Source organism: Curtobacterium sp. 9128 (assembly GCF_007673775.1).
Classification (GTDB): domain Bacteria; phylum Actinomycetota; class Actinomycetes; order Actinomycetales; family Microbacteriaceae; genus Curtobacterium.
The window spans coordinates 578,061-602,791 of record NZ_VEAF01000002.1; the positions used below are offsets into that span (position 1 = coordinate 578,061).

Below are 24,731 nucleotides of genomic sequence, written 5' to 3' on the forward strand. Positions count from 1 at the left end.
GACTTCTCCGAAGGAGTACACATGTCCAACGCCAAGGCAGTCACCGACGCCACCTTCTCGGACGAGGTCCTCAAGTCCGACAAGACGATCCTCGTCGACTTCTGGGCCGAGTGGTGTGGCCCGTGCCGCGCCGTCTCCCCGATCCTCGACCAGATCGCCGAGGAGCACGCCGGCAAGATCGAGATCGTCAAGCTCAACGTCGACGACAACCCGCAGTCGGCGATGAACTACCAGATCACCTCCATCCCGGCGATGAAGGTCTTCAAGGGCGGCGAGGTCGTCAAGACCGTCATCGGCGCCAAGCCGAAGCCGGCCCTCGAGGCGGACCTCGCGGAGTTCCTCGCGTAGGACCCGCACACGGACCCGAACGCCCCGTCCTCCATTCCATCGGAGGGCGGGGCGTTCGCCGTTCCCCGGGGGGCCATCGGAGGGCGGGGCGTTCGCCGTTCCTGGGCGACCGTCGGACGTCGGCCGACCCTCTCGGTCCACAGGTTCAGGATCGGACCCCACCTCCCACGGGGGACACGGCGACGGATGTCGTAGTGTGGCGGGAATGTCCCACTGAACGGAGCACGCGATGACGAACGGCAACAGCCTCGACCCCTGGTACGACTCCTACGCCCAGCGCACCGCCGGGCTGAGCGCCTCCGAGGTCCGAGCCCTGTTCGCCGTGGCCTCGCGGCCCGAGGTGGTCTCGCTCGCCGGCGGGATGCCCTACGTCTCGGCGCTCCCACGCGAGCTCGTCACGGGCTCCCTGGACCGGGTGATGGCCGAGGACGCCGCCATGGCCCTCCAGTACGGCGGCGGACAAGGGCTGCGTTCCCTCCGCGAGCACATCGTCGACGTCATGAGCCTCGAGGGCATCCGTGCCAGCGCGGAGGACGTCGTCGTGACCACCGGCTCGCAGCACGCGCTGGACCTCGTCACGCGGCTGTTCATCGACCCGGGTGACGTCGTGCTCGCCGAGTCACCGTCGTACGTCGGTGCCATCGGCGTGTTCCGGTCGTACCAGGCCGAGACCGTCCACGTGGCGACGGACGAGCACGGACTCGTGCCCGAGGCGCTCCGCGAGACGATCGCCCGGCTGCGGGCCGCCGGCAAGCGGATGAAGTTCCTCTACACGATCCCGAACTTCCACAACCCGGCCGGCGTCACGATGAGCCGGGAGCGCCGCATCGAGGTCCTCGACATCTGCCGCTCGAACAACATCCTGGTGCTCGAGGACAACCCGTACGGGCTCCTCTGGTTCGACGAGCCCGCGCCCCAGGCCATCCGCTCGATCGACGACGAGGGCGTGGTCTACCTCGGCTCGTTCTCGAAGACCCTCGCACCCGGCTTCCGGGTCGGGTGGGCCCTCGCCCCGCACGCCATCCGCGAGAAGCTCGTGCTCGCGAACGAGTCCGCCGTCCTCGCGCCGAACTCGTTCGGACAGTACGTCGTCAACGCCTACCTCGACGCCGCCGACTGGAAGGGCCAGATCGACACCTTCCGCGGGCTGTACACGGACCGTCGGAACGCCATGTTCCAGGCACTGGGGGAGTTCCTGCCCGACCTGACGTGGACCCGTCCGAACGGCGGGTTCTTCGTCTGGCTGAGCCTGCCCGAGACCCTCGACTCGAAGGCGATGCTCCCCCGCGCCGTCAAGGAGCTGGTGGCGTACACGCCCGGCACCGCGTTCTACGCGGACGGTCGTGGTCAGCAGCACATCCGACTGTCCTTCTGCTACCCGACGCCGGAGCAGATCCGCGTGGGCGTGAAGCGTCTGGCCAACGTCGTCAACGACGAACTCGAACTCCTCGACACCTTCGGCCCGGCCACGCGGCCGAACACGGTGGTCCGTCCGTCGACCTCGGTCACCGCTCCGCCACCGAACATGTCCTGACCAGGACTTTCGCGCACCACTCGCCGATCCGGAGGACTTCCGAGCACATGGCTGATCTCACCCGCCGTCACGTCGTCGTCGTCGCCGGCGGCATCTCGCACGAGCGGGACGTCTCGCTCCGCTCCGGCCGTCGGGTCGCGGACTCCCTGACCGGGTACGGCTGGCAGGTCGACCTCCGAGACGCCGATGCGTCGCTGTTGCCGGCGCTCACCGAGTCCCGGCCGGACGTGGTGTGGCCGGCGTTGCACGGAGCGTCCGGCGAGGACGGCGCACTCCGTGGCGTCCTGGAGGCCCTCGACATCCCCTTCGTCGGCTCACGGTCCACGTCGGCCCGGTTGGCGTGGGACAAGCCCACCGCCTCGTCCCTGGTCGCCCGTGCTGGCGTGCGAACCCCGCGTTCGGTGACCCTGTCGCACGACGTCTTCCGCGAACTCGGTGCCGTCGGCGTCCTCGAGAGCATCGCCGCCGAGCACCCCGTTCCCCTGGCCGTCAAGCCGGCGCGTGGCGGGAGCGCCCAGGGCGTCACCCTCGTCGAGGATGCCAACGACCTGCCCCGTGCCATGGTGACGGCGTACACGTACTGCGACGACGTCGTCGTCGAACAGCTCATCCGCGGTACCGAGGTCGCGGTGGGCATCATCGACACTGGTGACGGTCCGGTCGCACTGGCCCCGGTGGAGATCGTCCCGAGGGGCGGCTTCTACGGGTTCGAGGCCCGGTACAACGCGGGGGAGACCACGTTCTACACGCCGGTGCGTCTCTCGGAGGAGCACACGGCAGCAGCATCGGCCGCAGCCGTCGCCGCGCACGAGGCACTCGGGTTGCGCCACATCTCCCGTGTGGACCTGATCATCGACGGTGCCGGGACGCCCTGGTTCCTCGAGGCGAACGTCCTCCCCGGGCTCACCGAGACCTCCCTCGTCCCGCAGGCGCTCTCGGCGTCGGGCTTCGACCTCGGGTGGACCTACGCCGAACTCGCTGAGCAGGCCATCCGCGACGACCGAGGCTGATCACGATGCGGTCGCGCCGTGTTCCACGTGGAACATTCGCGATCGCCATTGCAGCCGGCCTCTCCATCAGCGCGTGGCTGTGGAGCGAGGCCGTCGAGAGCAGTGCGGTCCGACGACGAGTCGGGTCTGCTCGGCCGACATCGGCCCCCGGCGTCGTCGTACTCGGCTTCGCGAATTCCGGTTCGGAGCCGAATGCGATCAACCGCTGGCGAGCGAGGATCGCGATCCGCGCCGCATCTCCGTCGACCACCATCGTCACCAGCGGGGGAGCGGTTGCCGGGCCGAAGCCCGAGGCGCGACTCTTGGCAGCGGAACTCCGTCGCGTCGGCTGGGCAGGTCCACTCATCGTGGAGGACACCAGTGCCACAACGTGGGAGAACGTCCGGAACGTGATCCCGTTCCTCGAGACTGCCGAGTGGATCGTCATCGCCTCGAATGGCCTCCACGCCGAGAAGGCGCGAGAGTACCTCCGTCGGCAGCGTCCTGACCTCGCGAACCGGCTCGTGCGCGGGCAGGAACACCGCTTCGGGGAGATGTTCCACGTGAAACCCGTCTTCACCGCAGTCGGACTACTGAAGCTCCGCGCTGCGCTTCGGTATCCCGGCCCGCACGCCAGCTGACGGCTCCGCCGTCGTTCCACGTGGAACGTCCGCCTGCGGTCAATTCTGGGGAACCGGTCCCCGTCTCGTCGACGCTCGGACCAGGACGAGCTCAACGAGGCGCAGGAGCCTCCTGGCCGGCACTGCAGCTCCAGCCCGGTACGGGAACACCGTCTTGCCGGTCAACGCCGCTGAGACGGGCGGAGAGCGTCTGGGCGGACGTCACACTCGGCAGTCAGCCGCCCTCAGCTCGATGACAGCGATGTTCCACGTGGAACACCACTCGGCGGATCAGCCGTTGATGTCCTCCGCGCCGAGTTCACCCAGGATCCGGTTGAGATCCGCAGCGTTCGCGAAGTCGATCGTGACCCGACCCTTGCGGGCGCCGACAGCGATGCGCACGCGGGTGTTGAGCCGATCACCAAGCCGCTCCGCAACGTCGGCGAAGTGGGCGTCACGCTTGGTGGGCTGCACCGGAGCCTTCTTCGGCGTCCCGTGTGCGAGCTGCTGCGCAGCAGCCTCGGCCTGGCGTACGGAGAGGTCCTCGTTCACGATCTTCTCGGCCAGGTACTCCATCGCCTCGGCGTCGGGAGCGGCCAGGATCGCGCGGGCGTGCCCGGCCGACAGGACCCCGGCCGCGACGCGACGCTGCACGGGGGAGGGCAGCCGGAGCAGTCGGATGGTGTTCGTGATCTGCGGTCGAGACCGACCGATCCGCTGCGCCAGTTGCTCTTGCGTGATCCCGAAGTCCGCGAGGAGTTGCTGGTACGCCGACGCCTCCTCCAGCGGGTTGAGGTTGGCACGATGGAGGTTCTCGAGCAGTGCGTCGCGGAGCATCGCGTCGTCCGGCGTGTCCTTGACGATCGCCGGGATGGTCGCCAGCCCGAGCTCCTTCGTCGCCCGCAGACGACGCTCGCCCATGATCAGCTCGTACTGTGGCTCAGAACCCGTGGCACCCGCGAGCGGCCGGACCACGATCGGTTGGAGGACACCGATCTCCCGGATGGAGTGCACCAGCTCCTGCAGCTCCTCCTCGCGGAACTCGGTCCGCGGCTGCTGGGCGTTCGGCACGATGTCGAGCGGGTTGAGGTTCGCGAGACGGGCCCCGGGCACGGCCACGAGGTCCTCCGCAGTCCCACCCTGCGTCGCCGGCGCCGAAGCGGGGGTCCCGCCGGTGGGGAAGAACACGTCGACCGGGCGTTCCTGCTGGTCGGTCGCCGTGGGGATCAGGGCGCCGATGCCTCGGCCGAGTCCGGTGCGCTTGGGGGCCATCAGTGCTTCACTCCTCGTGCTGCGATCTCAGCAGCTGCTTCCAGGTAGGACAGCGAGCCGGATGAGTTGACGTCGTACGCCACGACACTCTGACCGTAGCTCGGCGCTTCGCTGACCCGGACGGACCGCGGGATCATCGCCTTCAGGACCTGCTCGCCGAAGTGTTCCCGCACGTCCGCGGCCACCTGGTTGGCGAGGTTGGTCCGACCGTCGTACATCGTCAGCAGGATCGTCGACACGCGAAGGTGCGGATTGAGGTGACGCTCGATGAGCTCGATGTTCCGGAGGAGTTGGCTGAGGCCCTCGAGCGCGTAGTACTCGCACTGGATCGGGATCAGCACCTCCTGCGCGGCGACGAAGGCGTTGATCGTCAGCAGTCCCAGCGACGGCGGGCAGTCGATGAAGACGTAGTGGTACGGCTCGTCGAGCGACGCGAGGTACTGGTCGAGCGCGGTCCGCAGCCGCTGCTCACGGGCGACGAGCGACACCAGTTCGATCTCGGCACCGGCCAGGTGGATGGTCGCCGGCACGCACCAGAGGGTCTCCGACTCGGGGGAGCGCTGCACCGTGTCCGCGATCGGCGCCTCGTCGACGATGACGTCGTAGATGCTCGCGACCTCCGCCTGGTGGTCGACACCGAGCGCGGTCGAGGCGTTGCCCTGGGGGTCGAGGTCGATCACCAGCACCCGAGCTCCGCCGTGCGCGAGGCCAGCCGCCAGGTTCACCGTGGTCGTCGTCTTGCCGACCCCACCCTTCTGGTTCGACACGGTGATTATCCGTGTCGAGTCCGGTAGCGGGAACTGCTGATTGGCGATCGCTCGGCGGCGCCGGTTCAGGTCCGCGATCTCACGAGCGAGCGGTGTCGACGCGTCGTAGTCGGTCGATGAACTCAACGAGTGCCTCTTCCCCGGTTCGATGTTTCACGTGGAACGCGGGGCGCTGCACACGATCGACGGACGATCTCAGCGCCGCGCGGCGTCAGTCAACTGTAGCCCGGAACACGCGCGTGGTCTCCTCGACCACACCGACCCCGAGCTCCAGAACCTCGACATCAGCGAGACGCTTGCGGAGGATCACCTTGCGCGCAGCGGCCACCTCGTCATCGACGCGAGCACCCTTCATCAGGAGGAGCTGCCCGCCGGAGCGGGCGAGCGGAACCGTGAGGGGGATGAGCTTGGAGAGCGCACTCACGGCGCGCGCTGTCACCTGGTCGAGCACGAGGTCGTCGGCGACGTCCTCGGCCCGCGCCCGGAGCACGGTGACGTTCTCGAGGCCGAGCCGATCGGCCTCCGATTGCAACCAGTCCACACGCCGTTCCATCGGCTCGATGAGCGTCATCGCAACGTCCGGCCGTGCGATGGCGAGGACCAGACCCGGCAACCCGGCACCGGAGCCGACGTCACCGACGTGTCCCTCGGCCTCCAGGAGGGGAGCCAGCAGCGCAGAATTGAGGATGTGTCGCGTCCATAACCGAGGCAGCTCGAGCGGGCCGATGAGGCCCAACTCCTCGCCTCGGCGAGCGAGTTCGTTGGTGAACGAGCGCACGACGTCGACCCGGTCCCCGAACAGGGTCGCGGCGACCGCGGGCTCGGCCTCGAGCACCGGGGCGTCGGTCATCGGGTGATGACCGTGTGCCGGTCGCGCCCCTCGCCCTCGGACTCCGAACGGAAGCCCTTCTCGGCGACGAGGTCGTGCACCAGCTTGCGCTCGTAGGACGACATCGGGGGGAGTGCTGCCGAGGCGGAGCCAGCCTCGATGCGCTCGACCGCGGTGTCCACGAGCCGCTGCAGCTCGGACGCCCGGGCGTCCCGCGAGCCACCGATGTCGAGGATCAGCCGGCTGAACTCGCCGGTCTCCGCCTGCACCGCGATGCGCGTGAGCTCCTGCAGCGCCGAGACCGTGTCCGGCTTCGCGAGGACCCGGAGCGCGTTGCCCTCGTCCGTCACGGACAGGTACACGCGACCCGCGCGCTCCTCGATCTCGATGTCACCGTCGAGGTCGCAGATGTCGAGGAGCTCCTCGATGTAGTCGGCGGCGATGTCCGCCTCGTCGCGGGCGTCCTCGGTGGCGTCCTGGTCGACCTCGGTCGGCTCGACGACGGCGGCGGTGTCCTGCTCGGTCACTTACTTCTTCCCGTTCTTCTTGGAGCGCTGCTTGCCGACGGGCTGCTGTCGCTGCGTGGTGACGCGGACGGCCTCCATCTCGGCGGCACCGGCGCCGGCGCCGGCCTCGGCGAGGACGGCCGCGGGGGTCCCGCGACGCTGGGCCTTCTTGGCCAGACGCGCCTCGCGGGCGAGGGCCGCCTCGGATCCGGGCGTCGGCATGGACCGGATGACGAAGTACTGCTGCGCCATCGTCCAGATGTTCGAGGCGAGCCAGTAGAACATGACGCCGAGCGGGAACGACAAACCCGAGATCACGAAGATCAGGGGGAGCACGTAGAGCATCATGCGCTGCTGGCGGTACATCGGAGACTCCTTGGTCTCCGGGGACATGTTCTTCGCGACGAGCTGCAGCTGTGTGATGAACTGCGACGCCGTCATCACGACGATCATGAAGCCCGCGATGGCACGGACCTCCCAGCCGGAGGCGTTCGTGAACGTCTCGTGCAGGGGAGCACCGAACAGCGACGCGTTGCCGAAGGACTTCGCCAGGTCGTTCGTCAGCAGGCCGATGCCGACCTTGTTGATCTGCGCCTCGTGCAGCACCGAGTACAGCGAGAAGAAGATCGGCATCTGCAGCAGCAGCGGCAGGCAGGACGCCAGCGGGTTGGTCCCGGTCTCCTTGTACAGTGCCATGGTCTCGCGGCTCATGGCCTCGCGCGAGAACTGGTCCTTCTTGCCCTTGTACTTGTCCTGGATCTTCTTCAGCTGCGGAGCGACCTCGAGCATGCGTCGCTGCGACTTGATCTGCCGCACGAAGATCGGGATGAGCGCGGCCCGGACGACGAACGTCAGGAAGATGATGGACAGCACCCAGGTGATGCCGGCCGAGGGGTCCATGCCGAGGGACTCGAAGACCGCGTGGAAGCCGACGAGGATGGCGGACACCACCCACTTGAGCGGCCAGAGGATCGTTCCGATGAGGTCCATGAGGACGGTCACGCCTTTCGAGTGCGCTGGGGGAGCAGGACCGGGCGGACGACGCCGACCGGAGACTGCGACTGCTGCTGGACCGGTGCGAGCACGAAGCCGAACCGGTTGACGGCGAAGGGCCTGCGCCGCTCAGGGACGTCGTCGATGCCGCCGGCCGACCAGGGGTTGCACCGGCCGATCCGCCAAGCGCCCATCGCCGTGCCGCGGACGACGCCGTACTGCTGGATCGCCTCGAGTGCGTAGCGCGAGCACGAGGGGTGGTACCGACACACGTTGCCGTAGAGCGGGGAGATGACGGCACGGTAGGCCCGGAGCACGACGACGCAGGCGTTGCGCGGGAGCAACGCTGCCACCCACAGGGCCCGCATCAGGAGCGTCCGGTTCATGCTGCCTTCTCCACACCGCGCGCGAACGATCGCGAGACGTCTTCGAGCAGGGTAGGCCATCCGGCCTGCGCGGCGGCTGGCAGTGCACGGACCACCACGTCGTGCCCGGACGGCACCGAGACGAGCAGTTCGTACGCGATGGCCTTGAGCCGCCGGCGCACGAGGTTCCTGGTCACCGCGTTGCCGACGGTCTTGGCCACGATGAAGCCGAAGCGCGTCGGTCCCGCATCCGTCGCGGGTCGACGAACGACCGACACCACGACGTTCGCCGTGGCGCTCCTGCGACCTCGACGGACGGTGTTCCGGTAGTCGTCCCCTCGGACGATGCGGTTCCCACGGGCGAGCACGGCGTCACCACCGGACCGGAGCACACACCGAAGCGCCGCCCGGTGGGACACGGAGTCCCACCGGAGCGGCGCCGAGTGCTGCTACGACCAGGTCTGATCTACGCGGAGAGCTCGGTGCGGCCCTTGGCACGGCGAGCGGCCAGGATGGCGCGGCCGGCGCGGGTGCGCATGCGGAGACGGAAGCCGTGCTTCTTGGCGCGGCGACGGTTGTTCGGCTGGAAGGTGCGCTTGCTCATGATCTTCTCCACACGGCTGCTCGAGGCGAGCCGTCACGAATACGTTGGTCGACGTTGGTGGGCGCGACCAAGGGGCCGCAGTCAACTGGATAACGGTACGTGACAGCGGCGACCAGGTCAAACCCTGATCGCTCCGAGGGCGCACCGGCCTGTGGGAACAGCGTTGTCCACATTGGGGACAACTTCCGTTCGGTGGGACCCGTGTCGGTCCTCTACAGTTGGTGGATCGATCAGCCCGCAGGCCCGGCAGGACGGGGGAGACCCCGACCAGCGCGCTCGTGGGTGATCGTGGACACGACTGTGGACAACCCTGTGGGAAGTCCGCGGCACGACGGCGCAGGTCCAGCTCCCCGAGAGCCACCGCCGACACGCGGGTGCAGCGCCGCGCGCACCCGCGCGCCGCGACCGACCCGCACCGCTGTCCGCCCACGAGCGTCCGCAAGCACGAGACAGCACGACCCCGCACGAGCCCTGCACGAGACCCTGGAGACGAGCGCGCCATGACGATGCCGGCCGACCCCGTCGAGGACCTCTGGTCAGCGGTCCTCAACCTCCTCGCCCAGGACGACCGGATCACCCCGCAGCTGCACGGCTTCCTCAACCTCGTCGAGCCCAAGGGCGTCCTCGCCGGCACGCTCTACCTCGAGGTGCCGAACGACCTCACCCGCGGCATGCTCGAGCAGCGGATCCGCATCCCGATCACCGAGGCGATCGCCCGCATCGGCGACGACACCGTCGCGAACTTCGCCATCACGGTGAACCCCGACATGGCGTCGGAGCCCCGGGTCGACCCGTCGGTGCCGGCCTACGCCGAACCGTCGCCGCAACCGGTCGAGCAGAGCGTCGCGCCCCGGCAGTACATCGAGGCACCGTTCGTCCCGAGCCAGGTCGACGCCCCGGGCACCGGCGGCCGCCCCGAGTCCCGGCTCAACCCGAAGTACAACTTCGACAACTTCGTCATCGGCGCCTCGAACCGGTTCGCCCACGCCGCGGCCGTCGCCGTCGCCGAGGCCCCCGCGAAGGCGTACAACCCGCTCTTCATCTACGGCGACTCCGGGCTCGGCAAGACCCACCTCCTGCACGCGATCGGCCACTACGCCGAAAGCCTCTACCCGGGAATCCGGGTGCGGTACGTGTCGAGCGAGGAGTTCACGAACGACTTCATCAACTCGATCGCGAACAACCGCTCGAACCAGTTCCAGCAGCGGTACCGCGACATCGACATCCTCCTCATCGACGACATCCAGTTCCTCCAGGGCAAGGACTCGACGCAGGAGGCGTTCTTCCACACGTTCAACACGCTGCACGACCACAACAAGCAGGTCGTGATCACGTCGGACGTCGCTCCGAAGCACCTCACGGGGTTCGAGGACCGGATGCGCAGCCGCTTCGAGTGGGGCCTGATCACCGACGTCCAGGCGCCGGACCTCGAGACCCGCATCGCCATCCTCCGGAAGAAGGCGCAGTCCGACCACCTGCAGGTGCCGGACGACATCCTCGAGTTCATGGCGTCGAAGGTGTCGAGCAACATCCGGGAGCTCGAGGGGACGCTCATCCGCGTCACCGCCTTCGCGAGCCTCAACCGCACGGCCGTCGACATGGCGCTGGTGCAGACGGTCCTCAAGGACCTGATCACCCTCGACGAGGACAACGTCATCGCGCCGACGGACATCATCAACCACACTGCGGAGTACTTCAAGCTCTCCGTCGACGACCTCTACGGCTCCTCCCGATCGCAGGCGATCGCGACCGCCCGGCAGATCGCGATGTACCTCTGCCGTGAGATGACGAGCCTGTCGCTGCCGAAGATCGGGCAGCTGTTCGGCAACCGGGACCACACGACGGTGATGTACGCGAACAAGAAGATCGCGGAGCTCATGAAGGAGCGTCGGTCGATCTACAACCAGGTCACCGAACTCACGAGCCGCATCAAGCAGGACCGCCGCTACCGCTGAGCGTTCCGCTCGCGATCCGCAGAGCATCTGTTCACGCGGCCTGGAGGCTCGGCTGGCGACAGCGAGATCGGCCCGCCCTGGCGCGCATCCACCATCTGAGACGGTTCCATCGGCCGGACTTCTCACAGTGTGGAAAGCCTGTGGATAACTGTGGAGGACACGCCGCCGTGTTGTTCACAGCGATGGGGCCATCTGTGGAAACTGGGGATGGAAGTGGATAGCTGAGATTCATTCATCCCGATGCCGCTCACACGCCGCTCACAACTCACACGGTTGTAGTTCCCTGTCGCCGAGCGGCATCAACAGGGTTGTCCACAGTGTGCACAGGCGTTAACACTCTTGTTCCTGTTTCATGATCACGATCCCTGGGCCAACCTTGTGGACGGCGGGATGACAAGAAATCCGGGCCCGTCCGGGCTGTGCCACAATGGGGCGGCCGGACAGTCCAACGATCGACAGGGGTCCCAGCTGTGAAGTTCGAGGTCAACCGGGACGTCTTCTCCGAAGCCGTCTCATTCGCGGTGAAGCTCCTCCCACAGCGCACGACCCTCCCGATCCTGTCGGGTGTCCTCATCCACGCCGAGGGCGACCGGCTCACGCTGTCGTCGTTCGACTACGAGGTCTCGGCGCAGACCTCCATCACGGCCCAGATCGACGACGCCGGCACGGTCCTCGTCTCCGGTCGACTGCTGAACGACATCGCGAGCCGTCTGCCGAACGCCCCGGTGACGTTCTCCACGGACGAGTCCCGGATCACCGTGACCTGCGGCTCCGCACACTTCACGCTGCTGAGCATGCCGGTCGAGGAGTACCCGACCCTCCCGGAGATCGGTGCGCAGACCGGGGTGATCCCCGGGGACGCCTTCTCCGAGGCGGTGTCCCAGGTCGCCGTCGCCGCCAGCCGCGACGACGTCACCCCGGTGATCACCGGCGTGCAGCTCGAGGTCGGCGACAACGACCTCTCCCTCATCGCGACGGACCGCTACCGCGTCGCCGTCCGCACGATCGCGTGGGACTCCGGACGCGTCGGCTCCGACCCGATGCACGCGCTCGTCCCGGCCCGCACCCTGCAGGAGGTCGGCCGCACGTTCGGTTCGGCGTCGACGGTGTCGGTCTCGATCAGCGGCACGTCCGACCGCGAGCTCATCGCGTTCCACGCCGACGACAAGACCGTGACCTCGCTGCTCATCAAGGGCAACTACCCGCCGGTCCGCCGGCTCTTCCCCGAGGCCGTCCAGGACCACGCGGTGATCAACACCGCGGAGCTGGTCGAAGCCGTCCGACGGGTCTCCCTCGTCCTGGAGCGCGAAGCCGCGCTCCGGTTCTCCTTCACGGTCGACGGGCTCACGCTCGAGGCGATCGGTTCCGAACAAGCGCAGGCGTCAGAGTCGATCGATGCGTTGCTGACCGGTGAGGAAACGGTGGTCTCGCTGAAGCCCGCCTTCCTCCTGGACGGGTTGAACGCGGTGCACTCCGAGTTCGTCCGGATCTCCTTCACCAAGACGGAGAACCCCAACAAGCCGGGTCCGGTGCTCATCACCGGCCAGTCCTCGCGCGAGGAACCCGCGACGGACGGATACCGGTACCTGCTGCAGCCCAATCTCCTGCTGCGCTAGCGGCAGCCGAACACTGCGCTGACGCGCCCCGGGCACATCAGCGCGACGACGAACAGAAGAGGAAATCATGCAGATCGGTCTTGTCGGCCTCGGGAAGATGGGCAACAACATGCGTGCGCGTCTGCGCAACGCAGGGATCGACGTCGTCGGGTACGACGCCAACCCCGCCGTCTCGGACGTCGCCGACCTCGGGGAGCTCGCGAAGGCCCTCACCGGCCCGCGTCTGGTCTGGGTCATGGTCCCCCACGGGAAGATCACGGACGACGTCATCACCGACCTCGCCGAGGTCCTCGAGCCGGGCGACCTGGTCATCGACGGCGGCAACTCCAAGTGGCTCGACGACGAGAAGCACGCCAAGCAGCTCGACGCCAAGGGCATCCGCTACATGGACGTCGGTGTCTCCGGCGGCATCTGGGGCAAGGACAACGGCTACGGCATGATGGCCGGCGGTGACGTCAAGGACCTCGAGTTCGCGATGCCGGTCTTCGACGCACTCCGTCCCGAGGGCCCTCGCGAAGAGGGCTTCTCTCACGCCGGCCCCGTCGGCGCCGGGCACTACGCCAAGATGGTCCACAACGGCATCGAGTACGCGATCATGCAGGCGTACGGCGAGGGCTACGAGCTCCTCGAGGCCAAGGACATCATCAAGGACGTCCCCGCCGTGTTCGCCGGGTGGCAGCGCGGCACGGTCGTGCGCTCCTGGCTGCTCGACCTGCTCGTCCTCGCGATCAACGAGGACCCGAAGCTCGACGAGCTCGAGGGCTACGTCGACGACTCGGGCGAGGGCCGGTGGACCCTCGAAGAGGCGATCGACCTCGCGGTGCCGATGCCCGCGCTCTCCGCGGCGATGTTCGCGCGCTTCGTCTCGCGCCAGGGCAGCGAGTCCCCGACGATGAAGGCCGTCGCGGCGCTCCGCAACCAGTTCGGCGGCCACGCCGTCAAGAAGTCCTAGGACTCCTCGGGGCAACCCGACCGGCCCGCGTGCACGTCGACCACCTGCAACTGACCGACTTCCGGAACTACCGGGAGGCGGACGTCGACCTCGCACGCGGGCCGAACCTCTTCGTCGGGAGGAACGGCCAGGGCAAGACGAACCTCGTCGAGTCCATCGCCTACCTCTCCACCCTCGGCTCGCACCGCGTGCCCACCGACGCGGCCCTCGTCCGGCAGGGCTGTGACGCGGCGATCGTCCGCGCACGCCTGGCGCACGAGGAACGGAGCATCCTCGCCGAGGTGCAGATCAACCGCTCGGGGTCGAACCGTGCGCAGATCAACCGGGCGCCGATCAAGCCCCGCGAACTGCCGCGCTACTGCACGAGCGTCCTCTTCGCGCCGGAGGACCTCGCCCTGGTCCGCGGCGAACCGTCCGGTCGTCGACGCATGCTCGACGAGCTGCTCGTGCAGATCGCCCCACGGATGCAGGGCGTCCTCGCCGACTACGACCGGACACTCCGGCAGCGGAACACGCTGCTGAAGTCGGCCCGGGCGACGGGTGCGAAGTCCGGGTCGCTCGCGACGCTCGACGTCTGGGACGAGCGCCTCGTGGCGTTCGGGTCCGAGATCATCGCCGCGCGCGACCACCTGACCCGCCGACTGGCCCCGTTCGTCGCCGAGTCCTACGCGACCGTCGCCGGCGAGCGGCACGAGGCCGCGATCACCGGCGTGCTGAGTGTCCGTGGCGGCGACCCCGAGGACGCCGACGCGACGGACCCGGTGCTCGGGACGCCGGACGGCCCCGTCACCGTGCCGGCTGCGGCTGAGGCGTTCCGGGGCGCGCTCGAACGGCGTCGGCGCGACGAACTCGACCGCGGGCTGACGCTCGCCGGGCCGCACCGCGACGACGTGCTCTTCCAGCTCAACGGGTTACCCGCGCGCGGGTACGCCAGTCACGGCGAGTCGTGGTCGTTCGCGTTGGCGATCCAGCTCGCGAGCGCGTCGATCCTCCGCGCCGAGTCGACGCTCGGTGACCCGATCATCATCCTCGACGACGTGTTCGCGGAGCTCGACGAGTCCCGGCGCGAGCGGCTCGGGAACGCGGTCGCGGACTACGAGCAGGTGCTCATCACGGCCGCCGTCTTCGGGGACGTCCCGGCGCAGCTGGCCGCGCACACCGTGCGGATCGAGCACGGCACCATCGTGACGGACGAGCCGGACCCGACCAGTGCGGACGAACCGACCACGGCCTCCGACCCGACGAGCGCAGCGGCGGACGCCTGATGCCGCGCCCCTGGAAGCCCTCGGAACCCAGCCGGGTCTACATGCACTTCAAGCAGGTGTTCGGCGACCCGTCCAAGCGGGGCGTCGACGCCCGCCGCCGGCGGGCCAAGGAGTTCGAGTCCGACACCGTGCCCTACGGCCGCGGTCGGGAGCCGCGGGGCCTCGGCGACGTCGTCGGATCCCTCGCCGCCGACCTCGGCTGGACCGAGCCCCTGGCACGCTCCGAGCTCTTCGTCGACTGGCCGGGCGTGGTCGGCGACGAGCTCGCCAAGCACTCGACGCCGGTGACGATCGAGGACGGGGCGCTCGTCATCCGGTGCGACTCGACGGCCTGGGCGACCCAGCTCCGACTCATGCGCGCGAGCGTCACGACGACGATCGCGGAACGCCACCCGGAAGCGGGGGTCCAGTCGATCCGGGTTTCCGGCCCGGACGCCCCCACCTGGAAACGCGGCCTCAGGACGGTCCAGGGGCGCGGCCCTCGCGACACCTACGGTTGAGCCGACGAAATCATCCTCTGGTCGCGAAATCGGCCGTCAAACGCCCGATTCCGCCCCGTCGGAGGGGTCCGCTGGGATAGACTGGGCGGTGCAGTGCGTGGGTGTTCCGCGCGCAGGCAGGAGCTCTCTCGACATGACATCAGGATCTGAAGACGACCGCCAGACCACGCCCGAACCGTCGTACGGCGCAGACCAGATTCAGGTGCTCGAGGGGCTCGAGGCCGTCCGGAAGCGCCCGGGCATGTACATCGGCTCGACCGGCCCGCGCGGCCTCCACCACCTGGTGCAGGAGATCGTCGACAACTCCGTCGACGAGGCCCTCGCCGGCTACTGCGACACCATCGACGTCACCATCCGCGAAGACGGCGGCGTCCGCGTCGTCGACAACGGCCGCGGCATCCCGGTCGACGTCCACGCGGCCGAGGGCGTCTCGACGCTGCAGGTCGTCCTGACCGTGCTCCACGCCGGCGGCAAGTTCGGCGGTGGCGGGTACGCCGTGTCCGGCGGGCTGCACGGCGTCGGGTCGTCGGTCGTGAACGCCCTGAGCTCGGAGCTCGACGTCGAGGTCCGTCGCCAGGGACACGTGTACCGGCAGAGCTACACCGACGGCGTCCCGGTCGCACCGGTGTCCGAGGACGAAGCCACCGACGAGACCGGCACGACGATCACCTTCTGGCCGAACGCCGAGATCTTCGAGACCGTCGTCTTCGACTACGAGACCCTGCGTGCCCGCTTCCAGCAGATGGCGTTCCTCAACAAGGGGCTGCGGATCAACCTCCGCGACGAGCGCACCCCGGACGAGGGCGAGGAGTCGCGCCACGACTCGTTCCGCTACGAGCGCGGGCTCGCCGACTACGTCGAGTACCTGAACGCGCAGAAGAAGGCCGACCTCGTGCACCCGGACGTCATCGGCTTCGAGGCCGAGGACCCGGAGCGCAAGATCGCGCTCGAGGTCGCGATGCAGTGGAACACCTCCTACCAGGAGAGCGTCCACACGTTCGCGAACACGATCAACACGCACGAGGGCGGGACCCACGAAGAGGGCTTCCGCGCCGCGCTCACCACGCTGGTCAACCGCTACGCGCGCGAAGCGAAGATCATCAAGGAGAAGGACGACAACCTCACGGGTGACGACATCCGCGAAGGGCTGACCGCCGTCATCTCCGTCAAGCTCGGCGAGCCGCAGTTCGAGGGCCAGACGAAGACGAAGCTCGGCAACACCGAGGCGAAGTCCTTCGTGCAGCGCGTCGTCGGCACCGAGCTCACGCACTGGTTCGAGAGCAACCCGGCGCAGGCCCGTGACGTCGTCCGCAAGGCGATCCAGGCGTCGCAGGCGCGTCTCGCCGCCCGCAAGGCCCGCGAGACCACCCGTCGCAAGGGGCTGCTCGAGTCGGGCGGCATGCCCGGCAAGCTCAAGGACTGCCAGTCGAAGGACCCGACGCTGTCGGAGATCTTCATGGTCGAGGGTGACTCCGCCGGCGGGTCCGCCGTGCAGGGCCGCAACCCGATGACGCAGGCGATCCTGCCCCTCCGCGGGAAGATCCTGAACGTCGAGAAGGCGCGGCTCGACCGTGCGCTCGCGAACCAGGAGATCCAGTCGATGATCACGGCGTTCGGCGCCGGCATCGGCGAGGACTTCGACCCGGACAAGGCCAGGTACCACAAGATCGTGCTCATGGCCGACGCCGACGTCGACGGCCAGCACATCACGACGCTGCTGCTGACGCTGCTGTTCCGCTACATGCGGCCGCTCATCGAGCGCGGCTACGTCTACCTCGCCCAGCCGCCGCTGTACCGCCTGAAGTGGTCGAACTCCGCCCACGAGTACGTCTTCAGCGACCGTGAGCGCGACGCCCTGCTGCAGTCCGGCATCGCGTCGGGCAAGCGCATCCCGAAGGACAACGGGATCCAGCGCTACAAGGGCCTCGGCGAGATGGACTACAAGGAGCTCTGGGACACCACGATGAACCCGGACACCCGCACCCTCCTGCAGGTCACGCTCGAGGACGCCGCCGCCGTGGACAGCGTGTTCGCCACGCTCATGGGCGAGGACGTCGACGCCCGTCGCTCCTTCATCCAGCAGAACGCCAAGGACGTCCGCTTCCTCGACATCTGATCGGACTGGAGGCACGGCGCGAGCCGTGCGCTCCGGTCCGGACCACCTGTGGTCGCGCCCGGCGCGACGCACGGAACCACGGCCTCCAGGCCGGTCGGCGGAGCCGACAGAAAGGGACTGAAGCCAGATGGCTGACGACAACGACACCACGGACGACCAGCCCGAGATCGTGCACGGCGACAGCGGGGACATCGTCGTCTCCGGTGACCGCATCTCGCAGGTCGACCTGCAGCTCGAGATGCAGCGCTCGTACCTCGACTACGCGATGAGCGTCATCGTCGGTCGTGCGCTGCCCGAGGTCCGTGACGGCCTGAAGCCGGTCCACCGCCGCGTGATCTACGCGATGTACGACGGTGGCTACCGACCCGACCGGGCGTTCTCGAAGTGCTCCCGTGTCGTCGGCGACGTGATGGGCCAGTTCCACCCGCACGGTGACAGCGCGATCTACGACGCGCTCGTCCGCCTGGTGCAGCCGTGGTCGCTCCGGTACCCGCTCGCGCTCGGCCAGGGCAACTTCGGGTCGCCCGGCAACGACGGCGCCGCGGCCCCGCGGTACACCGAGACCAAGATGGCGCCGCTCGCGATGGAGATGGTCCGGGACATCGACGAGGAGACCGTCGACTTCCAGGACAACTACGACGGTCGCACGCAGGAGCCCGCGATCCTGCCGGCGCGCTTCCCGAACCTGCTCGTCAACGGATCGGTCGGCATCGCGGTCGGCATGGCGACGAACATCCCGCCGCACAACCTGCGCGAGGTCGCAGCCGGCGCGAAGTGGGCGCTCGAGAACCCCGACGCCACGCGTGAGGAGCTCCTCGCCGCCCTGATGCAGCGCATCAAGGGCCCGGACTTCCCGACCGGCGCGCAGATCCTCGGCGTCAAGGGCATCCAGGACGCGTACCGCACGGGCCGTGGCTCGATCACGATGCGTGCCGTCGTCAACGTCGAGGAGATCCAGGGTCGCACCTGCCTCGTCGTCACCGAGCTACCGTACCAGGTCAACCCGGACAACCTCGCGATCAAGATCGCCGAGCTCGTCAAGGACGGCCGTCTCGCCGGTGTCGCCGACATCCGCGACGAGACCTCCGGGCGCACCGGCCAGCGCCTGGTCATCGTCCTGAAGCGCGACGCCGTGGCGAAGGTCGTGCTGAACAACCTGTACAAGCACACGCAGCTGCAGGAGAACTTCGGCGCGAACATGCTCGCGATCGTCGACGGTGTCCCGCGCACCCTGGCGCTCGACGGCTTCATCTCCGCGTGGGTCGACCACCAGATCGACGTCATCGTCCGGCGGACCCAGTACCGGCTCCGCGAGGCCGAGAAGCGCGCACACATCCTGCGCGGCTACCTGGCAGCGCTCGACGCACTCGACGAGGTCATCGCGCTCATCCGTCGCTCGCCCGACGTGGAAGAAGCGCGCACCGGCCTGATGGACCTGCTGAGCGTCGACGAGATCCAGGCGCGCGCGATCCTCGAGCTGCAGCTGCGCCGCCTGGCCGCCCTCGAGCGTCAGAAGATCCACGAGGAGGCCGAGGCCCTCGAGGTCAAGATCGCGGACTTCAACGACATCCTCGCGTCGGAGACCCGCCAGCGCTCGATCATCGGCGAGGAGCTCGACGAGATCGTCGACCGCTTCGGGGACGACCGGCGCAGCGAGATCATGCTCGGCTACGACGGCGACATGTCCATCGAGGACCTCATCCCCGAGGAAGAGGTCGTCGTCACGATCACCCGCGGCGGGTACGTCAAGCGCACGAAGAGCGACCAGTACCGCTCGCAGCACCGCGGCGGACGCGGTGTCCGGGGCGCCCAGCTCCGCGCGGACGACGTCGTGGAGCACTTCTTCGTCACCACGACCCACCACTGGTTGCTGTTCCTCACCGACCAGGGCCGGGTCTACCGCGCCAAGGCGTACGAGCTCCAGGAGGGCGGCCGCGACGCCAAGGGTCAGCACGTGGCGAACCTGCTCGCCATGCAGCCTGACGAGCAGATCCAGCAGGTGCTCGACATCCGCGACTACGAGGTCGCCCAGTACCTCGTGCTCGCCACCGAGCAGGGCCTCGTGAAGAAGACGGCGCTCACCGAGTACGACACGAACCGCACCGGCGGCATCATCGCGATCAACCTGCGCGACGGCGACAAGCTCGTGCAGGCACTGCTCGTCGACGAGACCGACGACCTGCTCCTCGTCTCCCGCCACGGGATGTCCCTGCGCTTCACGGCGACGAACGACACCCTGCGTCCGATGGGTCGGTCGACCTCGGGTGTGAAGGGCATGTCCTTCCGCGACGGCGACTCACTGCTCGCGGCCCGGGTCGCCGCGGACGACGCGTTCGTCTGGGTGATGACCGAGGGCGGCTACGCGAAGCGCACCTCGGTCGACCAGTACCGCGTCCAGGGGCGCGGTGGTCTCGGGATCAAGGTGGCCAAGCTGGCAGCCGACCGAGGCGACCTTGTGGGTGCTCTCATCGTGGGTGAGGACGACGAGGTGCTCGTCGTGCTCCAGTCGGGCAAGGTGGTAAGGTCTGCCGTGGCCGAGGTCCCTGCCAAGGGTCGAGACACGATGGGCGTGGTCTTCGCGAGGTTCGCGGAGAACGACCGGATCATCGCGGTGGCCCGGAACAGTGAGCGGAACCTGGACGACCAGGACGACGCCGAGATCGAGCCCGCGGGCCCGGTGGAGACGGTCAGCCCAGCTGAGGCGGCGCCGGAACCCACTGATGCCGCATCCGACAACCCCGCGCCCGTCGACGACGAGGCCGGAGAGGACCAGTCAAGCAATGAGTAGTGTCGCCGAGAAGCTCCAGAAGAAGGCGAAGCGGCCCGTCGGCACCCGTCAGGTGCGGCTGCGGCTCGTGTACCTCGACTTCTGGTCGATGGTGAAGCTGTCCTTCCTCATCGCCCTGGCCGGCAGCATCGTGATCGTCGTCGCGACGGCGCTGGTCTGGGTGATCCTCAACCAGACGGGCGTCTTCACCCAGATCGACTCCCTGCTCAAGGACGTCACCGGGCAGAACAACTACTCGATCATGGACCAGTTCTCGCTGGGCCAGGTGCTCGGGTTCTCGGTCGTCGTGGGCATCCTCAACGTCGTCGTCGGCACCGTGCTCGGCGCGATCGTGAGCGTGCTGTACAACCTCAGCGTGCGGATCACGGGCGGCCTGCTCGTGGGGTTCACGAACAACTGACACACCCGGCCCGGATGGGTCCTCCCGCTCGATTTCGTTCCGGCGACTTCGTACGGTAGGCTTTCATCCGGTCTGAGGGGCTATAGCTCAGGCGGTTAGAGCGCTTCGCTGATAACGAAGAGGTCCAAGGTTCAAGTCCTTGTAGCCCCACCATCTCGTCCGACACTGCACCACATGGGTGTCACGGGGCCTTAGCTCAGTTGGTAGAGCGCCTGCTTTGCAAGCAGGATGTCGGGAGTTCGATTCTCCCAGGCTCCACTCCACCGGCCCCTGGTCGGCGATCCGGTCGCCGTCGCAGGGGCTTCGTCGTGCGTGGGGGCTGCTGCTGCTTCAGCGCGCTGAGGTTCCGCGGCTCGTGGGTCACGCGGGCCGAGGTTCCACGACTTGCCGCTCGGTTCCGCTGAGGTTCCACGACTTGCCGCTCACTTCCGCCGAGGTTCCACGAACGACCGGTCGGCGGCGCCGAGGTTCCACGATTGCGGGACTTCCCCGCGGCGGCGAGACGGTCTGCTCCGACGTGCACGAGTGGTCGAGACTCCCCGCTCGGGTTCGCCGAGTGGTCGGACATCGTCGCGGCCGACGAGTTGCGCCGACATCTCGTGCCCGATCGGCGGACGTGAGCGGTGTGTTGCGACCAGTCGGAGGCTCCGGGCCGGGTGCCCTGAGGTTCCAGGACTTGCCGCTCAGTTCCGCCGAGGTTCCACGAACGACCGGTCGCCGCCGCCGAGGTTCCAGAATTACGGAACCCCGGAGGGGCGCAGCACGACCGGCACCGGACGACGAAGGGCCCCGGCGAGTGCCGGGGCCCTTCGTGCGAACCGTGGGAGGTCAGGCGGCGGGCTTCTCCGCCGAGTCGCTGTCGTCGGCGACCCAGAGGTCGTCGTCGGCACGGAGCGTCTGGTACGCGGCGTAGGCGGCACCGGCGACGGCGACCACACCCACCACGATCAGCGCGACACCGCCGAAGCCGATGCCCTTCTTCTGCTTCGGCACGTACTTCACCGCAGCCTTCTTGGCCTTCTTGCCCCGCTTCTGGGCGTCCTTCACGATCTTCTTCACGCGGGGGTCCTTCGCGAGGTCGCCCACGCTCAGCACCGAACCCGCGGTGGAGACCAGGCCGGGGATGACCTCGGTCTGGAAGCGGTGCGAGGCGGACTGCGCCGCCGAGGTGGCTGCGTGCACACCGGTGGCGACAGCGGGACGGACCCCGTTGTCGATCGCGTGCTGGACGCGGGGGGCGATGTCCTTGCGTGCTGCGTCAGCGGCGTGCGCACGTGCTTCCGCCAGGATCTCGTTCGCGTGCTCGAGCACCTTGCGCTGCTCGCCGAGGAGCGAGGCGGTCTTGCCCTTGAGCTTCTTGATCTGCTTCCGGCGCTTGCGCGGCAGTTCGATCGTCGTCATCTGGTACCTCCATCGGAACGGCGTGGACCCCATCCTGCCACCGCATCACCTGACAGGTCACGGAGCCTCACCTGTGGGTACCGTCTGTACCCGGCGGACGCATGCGAGAATCGGTACATGTCTCTGCACACCGCTGTCGCAACGATCCACACGAACAAGGGCGACATCCGCGTCAACCTGTTCGGCAACCACGCTCCGAAGACCGTCAAGAACTTCGTCGACCTCGCGACGGGTCAGCAGGAGTGGACCCACCCGGGCACCGGCAAGGTCTCGACCGACAAGCTCTACGACGGCGTCATCTTCCACCGCATCATCAAGGACTTCATGATCCAGGGCGGCGACCCGCTCGGTCAGGGCATCGGCGGCCCCGGCTACCGATTCGACGACGAGATCTCCCCCGAGCTCACGTTCCAGAACCCCTACATCTTCGCGATGGCGAACGCCGGCATCCAGGGCGGCCGCGGCACCAACGGGTCGCAGTTCTTCATCACGACGGTCGCCACCCCGTGGCTCCAGGGCAAGCACACCATCTTCGGTGAGGTCGCCGACGACGAGTCGCGCGCGGTCGTCGACGCGATCGAGGGCGTGCCCACCGACGGCCGTGACAAGCCGCTCGAGGACGTCGTCATCACCAGCGTCGACGTCGAGTCCGTCTGACCTTGACCGACCAGGCGTACAACCCGGCCAACTACTGCTACCGGCACCCGGACCGGCAGAGCTTCGTCCTGTGCCAACGGTGCGGACGGACGATCTGTCCCGAGTGCCAGACACCGGCGGCGGTCGGGGTGCACTGCCCGGAGTGCGTGCGTGAGCAGCGCGCCAAGTTCACGGCGAACCGACGTGCGTCCGGCGGCCCGAGCCGGGTCACCGTGGCCGGACGTCGGTTCGCCATGCTCGACCAGAAGGCGACGGTCGTCATCGTCGCGGTCTCGGTGTTCATCTGGTTGCTCGACCAGGTGACCCGGGGCGCGCTGACCCAGCTCCTGGGGTTCAACGCGTACTACCTCCCGACGCAACCGTGGCGGATGGTGACCTCGCTCTTCGTGCACTCGGGCTTCTTCCACATCGCCTTCAACATGTGGGCGGTCTGGATCTTCGGCCGGATGCTCGAGAACATGCTCGGGACGTGGCGCTTCCTGGCGCTGTACTTCATCTCGGGCCTCGCCGGCTCGATGGCGGTCACGCTGCTCGCCCCGCAGACCTCGGTCGTCGGGGCGTCCGGCGCCATCTTCGGGCTCTTCGCCGCGTTCTTCATGATCCAGCGCAGCCTGGGGAGCAACGCCGTGTCGCTGCTCGTGATCATCGGACTGAACCTGGTGATCGGGTTCCTGCCCGGGACGAACATCTCGTGGCAGGCGCACATCGGTGGCATCGCCGCGGGCTTCCTGACGGGGTTCATCTTCGCCAAGACGCGGAACGTCCGGCAACGTGGTCTGCAGATCGGCCTGCTCGTCGCCGAGGCCGTGGTCATCATCGTCCTGGCCTACGTCGGCTACGCGATGGCGGTCAGCTGACACCGGACGCGTCGACGACGACCACGAACGCCCCGCGCTCCTCGGAGTGCGGGGCGTTCGCTGTTCTCCACAGCTGTGGAGAACCCGGTGAGTTACACGCGTGTGATTATCCCCACTGTGGACGGCGCTGTGGATAACTCGGGGCAGGAGGTGTGGAACGTCGTGTGGACAACTCGCAAACCTGTGGAGAATGAGGGCAACGGCGGCGATCCGACCTGGAGACTGTGGAGAACGAGAACGCCCGCCGCACCGATCGGTGCAGCGGGCGTTCGACGGAGCGTGTGGCCGGCGGTCAGCGCCAGCGCGTGGTCATGAGGAAGCCGATGAACATGATCCCGAAGCCGACGAGGATGTTCCACGAGGCCAGCGACGGCACCGGCAGGGTGCCCTGGGAGACGTAGAAGACGATGACCCAGGCCAGGCCGACGAGCATGAAGCCGAACATGACCGGCTTGAACCACACGGGATTGGGCTGGTCGCCCGCCGTGTCGACCGAGTCGGCTCGGGTCCTCCGGGCGGGCTTGGTGCGGTCCTTGTCCTTGGCCATGGCCGGTATCCTACCGTGAACATGTGTGTGCACCGGCCGTACGGAGCCTGCACCCGACCCACACGAGTACGGTGAACCGACCATGACCAGGATCCTCGTCGTCGACAACTACGACAGCTTCGTCTACACGCTGAACGGCTACGTCCAGCAACTCGGTGCCGAGACCGACGTCGTCCGGAACGACGCCTTCCCGGAGTCCGAAATCGCGGACCGCATCGCCGAGTATGACGGCGTGCTGCTGTCCCCCGGTCCCGGGACACCTGCCGACGCCGGCGTCTCGATCGCGACGGTGCACGCCGCCATCGCTTCGGACACGCCCCTGCTCGGCGTCTGCCTCGGGCACCAGGCGATCGCCGAGGCCCTCGGCGCGACGGTCACCCACGCCGAGGAACTCATGCACGGCAAGACGTCGCAGGTCGACCACGACGGCAGCGCCCTGTTCGCCGGTGTCCCGCACCCCTTCACGGCGACGCGGTACCACTCGCTGGCGATCGTCGACGGCACGGTCCCCGACGTCCTCGCGGTGACGGCACGGACCGCCGGCGGCGTCATCATGGGCGTCCAGCACCAGGACGCCCCGCTCTTCGGTGTGCAGTTCCACCCGGAGTCCGTCCTCACCGAGGGTGGCTACCGCATGGTCGGCAACTGGCTCGAGACGACCGGACTCGACGGCGCTGCCGAGCGCGCGGACGGCCTCGGGCCGCTCATCGCCGGCCGACGCGACTAGACGCCCATCGGCGGCCGCCACGGCGGCCTGCGATCCGGACCCGGGTCCGACTGGAGGCACGGTGCGGGCGGGAGCAGAGCCTCCAGTCCGCGCTGTCCGCGACGGCGGCTTCGTTGCGCGATG

The 24,731-nt window shown here is 68.2% G+C and carries 25 protein-coding genes and 2 tRNA genes; 17 read left to right on the plus strand and 10 right to left on the minus strand.

Annotated features, from left to right (window positions below):
* Positions 1 to 21: 21 nt before the first annotated feature.
* From trxA to FS641_RS06055, 4 genes are all read left to right on the plus strand, one after another.
* Positions 22 to 348: a thioredoxin gene (trxA, locus tag FS641_RS06040; protein ID WP_017887828.1), complete on the plus strand. Its 327-nt coding sequence runs from the start codon at positions 22 to 24 to the stop codon at positions 346 to 348.
* Between the two features lie 229 nt (positions 349 to 577).
* Positions 578 to 1,882: a PLP-dependent aminotransferase family protein gene (locus FS641_RS06045; protein WP_144761354.1), complete on the plus strand. Its 1,305-nt coding sequence runs from the start codon at positions 578 to 580 to the stop codon at positions 1,880 to 1,882.
* Between the two features lie 47 nt (positions 1,883 to 1,929).
* Positions 1,930 to 2,892 (plus strand): D-alanine--D-alanine ligase, encoded by a 963-nt coding sequence (locus FS641_RS06050; RefSeq protein WP_144761357.1) that lies wholly within the window; start codon positions 1,930 to 1,932, stop codon positions 2,890 to 2,892.
* A 5-nt stretch (positions 2,893 to 2,897) separates the two neighbouring features.
* Positions 2,898 to 3,512 carry a YdcF family protein gene (locus tag FS641_RS06055; protein WP_144761360.1) on the plus strand — a complete coding sequence of 205 codons (615 nt, stop codon included), beginning with the start codon at positions 2,898 to 2,900 and terminating at the stop codon, positions 3,510 to 3,512.
* A gap of 270 nt (positions 3,513 to 3,782) precedes the next feature.
* Here FS641_RS06055 and FS641_RS06060 read toward each other — a convergent pair whose 3' ends face one another.
* From FS641_RS06060 to rpmH, 8 genes are all read right to left on the minus strand, one after another.
* Positions 3,783 to 4,763, minus strand: coding sequence for a ParB/RepB/Spo0J family partition protein (locus FS641_RS06060; RefSeq protein ID WP_144761363.1), 981 nt, complete (start codon positions 4,761 to 4,763; stop codon positions 3,783 to 3,785).
* Complete coding sequence (locus FS641_RS06065) at positions 4,763 to 5,656, minus strand: ParA family protein (protein ID WP_313957794.1); 894 nt, start codon at positions 5,654 to 5,656, stop codon at positions 4,763 to 4,765. Before FS641_RS06065 ends, FS641_RS06060 begins: the two co-directional genes overlap by 1 nt.
* 85 nt (positions 5,657 to 5,741) lie before the next feature.
* Positions 5,742 to 6,380: a 16S rRNA (guanine(527)-N(7))-methyltransferase RsmG gene (gene rsmG / locus FS641_RS06070; RefSeq protein WP_144761369.1), complete on the minus strand. Its 639-nt coding sequence runs from the start codon at positions 6,378 to 6,380 to the stop codon at positions 5,742 to 5,744.
* On the minus strand, positions 6,377 to 6,886 hold the full coding sequence (locus FS641_RS06075) for a R3H domain-containing nucleic acid-binding protein (RefSeq protein WP_144761372.1): 510 nt from the start codon (positions 6,884 to 6,886) through the stop codon (positions 6,377 to 6,379). The genes rsmG and FS641_RS06075 overlap by 4 nt, the downstream gene beginning before the upstream one ends.
* Complete coding sequence (gene yidC / locus FS641_RS06080) at positions 6,887 to 7,855, minus strand: membrane protein insertase YidC (protein WP_144761375.1); 969 nt, start codon at positions 7,853 to 7,855, stop codon at positions 6,887 to 6,889. It abuts the gene before it with no gap.
* 8 nt (positions 7,856 to 7,863) lie between these two features.
* Positions 7,864 to 8,244 carry a membrane protein insertion efficiency factor YidD gene (gene yidD, locus FS641_RS06085; protein WP_395879043.1) on the minus strand — a complete coding sequence of 127 codons (381 nt, stop codon included), beginning with the start codon at positions 8,242 to 8,244 and terminating at the stop codon, positions 7,864 to 7,866.
* Complete coding sequence (gene rnpA, locus FS641_RS06090) at positions 8,241 to 8,591, minus strand: ribonuclease P protein component (RefSeq protein WP_144761379.1); 351 nt, start codon at positions 8,589 to 8,591, stop codon at positions 8,241 to 8,243. Before rnpA ends, yidD begins: the two co-directional genes overlap by 4 nt.
* A 98-nt stretch (positions 8,592 to 8,689) precedes the next feature.
* Positions 8,690 to 8,827: a 50S ribosomal protein L34 gene (gene rpmH / locus FS641_RS06095; RefSeq protein ID WP_071299798.1), complete on the minus strand. Its 138-nt coding sequence runs from the start codon at positions 8,825 to 8,827 to the stop codon at positions 8,690 to 8,692.
* Positions 8,828 to 9,327: 500 nt separating this feature from the next.
* Here rpmH and dnaA point away from each other — a divergent pair, with 500 nt between their 5' ends.
* The 10 genes from dnaA to FS641_RS06145 all read left to right on the plus strand — a co-directional run bounded on the left by dnaA (position 9,328) and on the right by FS641_RS06145 (position 20,677).
* Positions 9,328 to 10,782, plus strand: a complete 1,455-nt coding sequence (gene dnaA, locus FS641_RS06100) for a chromosomal replication initiator protein DnaA (protein WP_144761382.1) — start codon at positions 9,328 to 9,330, stop codon at positions 10,780 to 10,782.
* 470 nt (positions 10,783 to 11,252) lie between these two features.
* Positions 11,253 to 12,398 carry a DNA polymerase III subunit beta gene (dnaN, locus tag FS641_RS06105; protein ID WP_144761385.1) on the plus strand — a complete coding sequence of 382 codons (1,146 nt, stop codon included), beginning with the start codon at positions 11,253 to 11,255 and terminating at the stop codon, positions 12,396 to 12,398.
* A 67-nt stretch (positions 12,399 to 12,465) separates the two neighbouring features.
* Entirely contained in the window at positions 12,466 to 13,350 is an 885-nt protein-coding gene (gene gnd, locus FS641_RS06110; protein WP_144761388.1) for a phosphogluconate dehydrogenase (NAD(+)-dependent, decarboxylating), read from the plus strand.
* 29 nt (positions 13,351 to 13,379) lie between these two features.
* Positions 13,380 to 14,615, plus strand: a complete 1,236-nt coding sequence (recF, locus tag FS641_RS06115; RefSeq protein ID WP_144761391.1) for a DNA replication/repair protein RecF — start codon at positions 13,380 to 13,382, stop codon at positions 14,613 to 14,615.
* Complete coding sequence (locus FS641_RS06120; RefSeq protein WP_144761394.1) at positions 14,615 to 15,115, plus strand: DUF721 domain-containing protein; 501 nt, start codon at positions 14,615 to 14,617, stop codon at positions 15,113 to 15,115. Before recF ends, FS641_RS06120 begins: the two co-directional genes overlap by 1 nt.
* 133 nt (positions 15,116 to 15,248) lie before the next feature.
* Positions 15,249 to 17,231 (plus strand): DNA topoisomerase (ATP-hydrolyzing) subunit B, encoded by a 1,983-nt coding sequence (gyrB, locus tag FS641_RS06125; protein ID WP_144761397.1) that lies wholly within the window; start codon positions 15,249 to 15,251, stop codon positions 17,229 to 17,231.
* A gap of 127 nt (positions 17,232 to 17,358) precedes the next feature.
* Positions 17,359 to 20,019 (plus strand): DNA gyrase subunit A, encoded by a 2,661-nt coding sequence (gene gyrA, locus FS641_RS06130; protein ID WP_144761400.1) that lies wholly within the window; start codon positions 17,359 to 17,361, stop codon positions 20,017 to 20,019.
* Positions 20,012 to 20,419, plus strand: a complete 408-nt coding sequence (locus FS641_RS06135) for a DUF3566 domain-containing protein (RefSeq protein WP_144761403.1) — start codon at positions 20,012 to 20,014, stop codon at positions 20,417 to 20,419. Before gyrA ends, FS641_RS06135 begins: the two co-directional genes overlap by 8 nt.
* 76 nt (positions 20,420 to 20,495) lie before the next feature.
* Positions 20,496 to 20,572, plus strand: a tRNA-Ile gene (locus tag FS641_RS06140).
* A 32-nt stretch (positions 20,573 to 20,604) separates the two neighbouring features.
* A tRNA-Ala gene (locus FS641_RS06145) sits at positions 20,605 to 20,677 on the plus strand.
* A 570-nt stretch (positions 20,678 to 21,247) separates the two neighbouring features.
* On the opposite strand, the gene FS641_RS06150 is transcribed toward FS641_RS06145, so the two are convergent.
* Entirely contained in the window at positions 21,248 to 21,820 is a 573-nt protein-coding gene (locus FS641_RS06150; protein WP_144761406.1) for a hypothetical protein, read from the minus strand.
* 117 nt (positions 21,821 to 21,937) lie between these two features.
* On the opposite strand from FS641_RS06150, the gene FS641_RS06155 reads away from it, so the two are divergent.
* On the plus strand, positions 21,938 to 22,477 hold the full coding sequence (locus FS641_RS06155; RefSeq protein WP_144761409.1) for a peptidylprolyl isomerase: 540 nt from the start codon (positions 21,938 to 21,940) through the stop codon (positions 22,475 to 22,477).
* Between the two features lie 2 nt (positions 22,478 to 22,479).
* Entirely contained in the window at positions 22,480 to 23,334 is an 855-nt protein-coding gene (locus FS641_RS06160) for a rhomboid family intramembrane serine protease (protein WP_186317600.1), read from the plus strand.
* Between the two features lie 292 nt (positions 23,335 to 23,626).
* On the opposite strand, the gene FS641_RS06165 is transcribed toward FS641_RS06160, so the two are convergent.
* The gene (locus FS641_RS06165) at positions 23,627 to 23,881 is read right to left on the minus strand and encodes a cell division protein CrgA (protein WP_144761414.1); all 255 of its coding nucleotides are present in this window, start codon (positions 23,879 to 23,881) and stop codon (positions 23,627 to 23,629) included.
* 82 nt (positions 23,882 to 23,963) lie between these two features.
* On the opposite strand from FS641_RS06165, the gene FS641_RS06170 reads away from it, so the two are divergent.
* Positions 23,964 to 24,608 (plus strand): aminodeoxychorismate/anthranilate synthase component II, encoded by a 645-nt coding sequence (locus FS641_RS06170; RefSeq protein ID WP_144761417.1) that lies wholly within the window; start codon positions 23,964 to 23,966, stop codon positions 24,606 to 24,608.
* Positions 24,609 to 24,731: the final 123 nt, after the last annotated feature.

Excerpts from the sequence above, each read along its gene's own strand:
- FS641_RS06120 (WP_144761394.1), top strand. The coding sequence starts at position 14,615 with ATGCCGCGCCCCTGGAAGCCCTCGGAACCCAGCCGGGTCTACATGCAC.
- FS641_RS06165 (WP_144761414.1), bottom strand. The coding sequence starts at position 23,881 with ATGGCCAAGGACAAGGACCGCACCAAGCCCGCCCGGAGGACCCGAGCC.
- FS641_RS06050 (WP_144761357.1), top strand. The coding sequence starts at position 1,930 with ATGGCTGATCTCACCCGCCGTCACGTCGTCGTCGTCGCCGGCGGCATC.
- dnaA (WP_144761382.1), top strand. The coding sequence starts at position 9,328 with ATGACGATGCCGGCCGACCCCGTCGAGGACCTCTGGTCAGCGGTCCTC.
- yidD (WP_395879043.1), bottom strand. The coding sequence starts at position 8,244 with ATGAACCGGACGCTCCTGATGCGGGCCCTGTGGGTGGCAGCGTTGCTC.
- FS641_RS06150 (WP_144761406.1), bottom strand. The coding sequence starts at position 21,820 with ATGACGACGATCGAACTGCCGCGCAAGCGCCGGAAGCAGATCAAGAAG.
- FS641_RS06045 (WP_144761354.1), top strand. The coding sequence starts at position 578 with ATGACGAACGGCAACAGCCTCGACCCCTGGTACGACTCCTACGCCCAG.
- gyrB (WP_144761397.1), top strand. The coding sequence starts at position 15,249 with ATGACATCAGGATCTGAAGACGACCGCCAGACCACGCCCGAACCGTCG.
- FS641_RS06155 (WP_144761409.1), top strand. The coding sequence starts at position 21,938 with ATGTCTCTGCACACCGCTGTCGCAACGATCCACACGAACAAGGGCGAC.
- rsmG (WP_144761369.1), bottom strand. The coding sequence starts at position 6,380 with ATGACCGACGCCCCGGTGCTCGAGGCCGAGCCCGCGGTCGCCGCGACC.
- yidC (WP_144761375.1), bottom strand. The coding sequence starts at position 7,855 with ATGGACCTCATCGGAACGATCCTCTGGCCGCTCAAGTGGGTGGTGTCC.
- FS641_RS06135 (WP_144761403.1), top strand. The coding sequence starts at position 20,012 with ATGAGTAGTGTCGCCGAGAAGCTCCAGAAGAAGGCGAAGCGGCCCGTC.
- rpmH (WP_071299798.1), bottom strand. The coding sequence starts at position 8,827 with ATGAGCAAGCGCACCTTCCAGCCGAACAACCGTCGCCGCGCCAAGAAG.
- gyrA (WP_144761400.1), top strand. The coding sequence starts at position 17,359 with ATGGCTGACGACAACGACACCACGGACGACCAGCCCGAGATCGTGCAC.
- FS641_RS06055 (WP_144761360.1), top strand. The coding sequence starts at position 2,898 with ATGCGGTCGCGCCGTGTTCCACGTGGAACATTCGCGATCGCCATTGCA.
- FS641_RS06060 (WP_144761363.1), bottom strand. The coding sequence starts at position 4,763 with ATGGCCCCCAAGCGCACCGGACTCGGCCGAGGCATCGGCGCCCTGATC.
- trxA (WP_017887828.1), top strand. The coding sequence starts at position 22 with ATGTCCAACGCCAAGGCAGTCACCGACGCCACCTTCTCGGACGAGGTC.
- FS641_RS06170 (WP_144761417.1), top strand. The coding sequence starts at position 23,964 with ATGACCAGGATCCTCGTCGTCGACAACTACGACAGCTTCGTCTACACG.
- gnd (WP_144761388.1), top strand. The coding sequence starts at position 12,466 with ATGCAGATCGGTCTTGTCGGCCTCGGGAAGATGGGCAACAACATGCGT.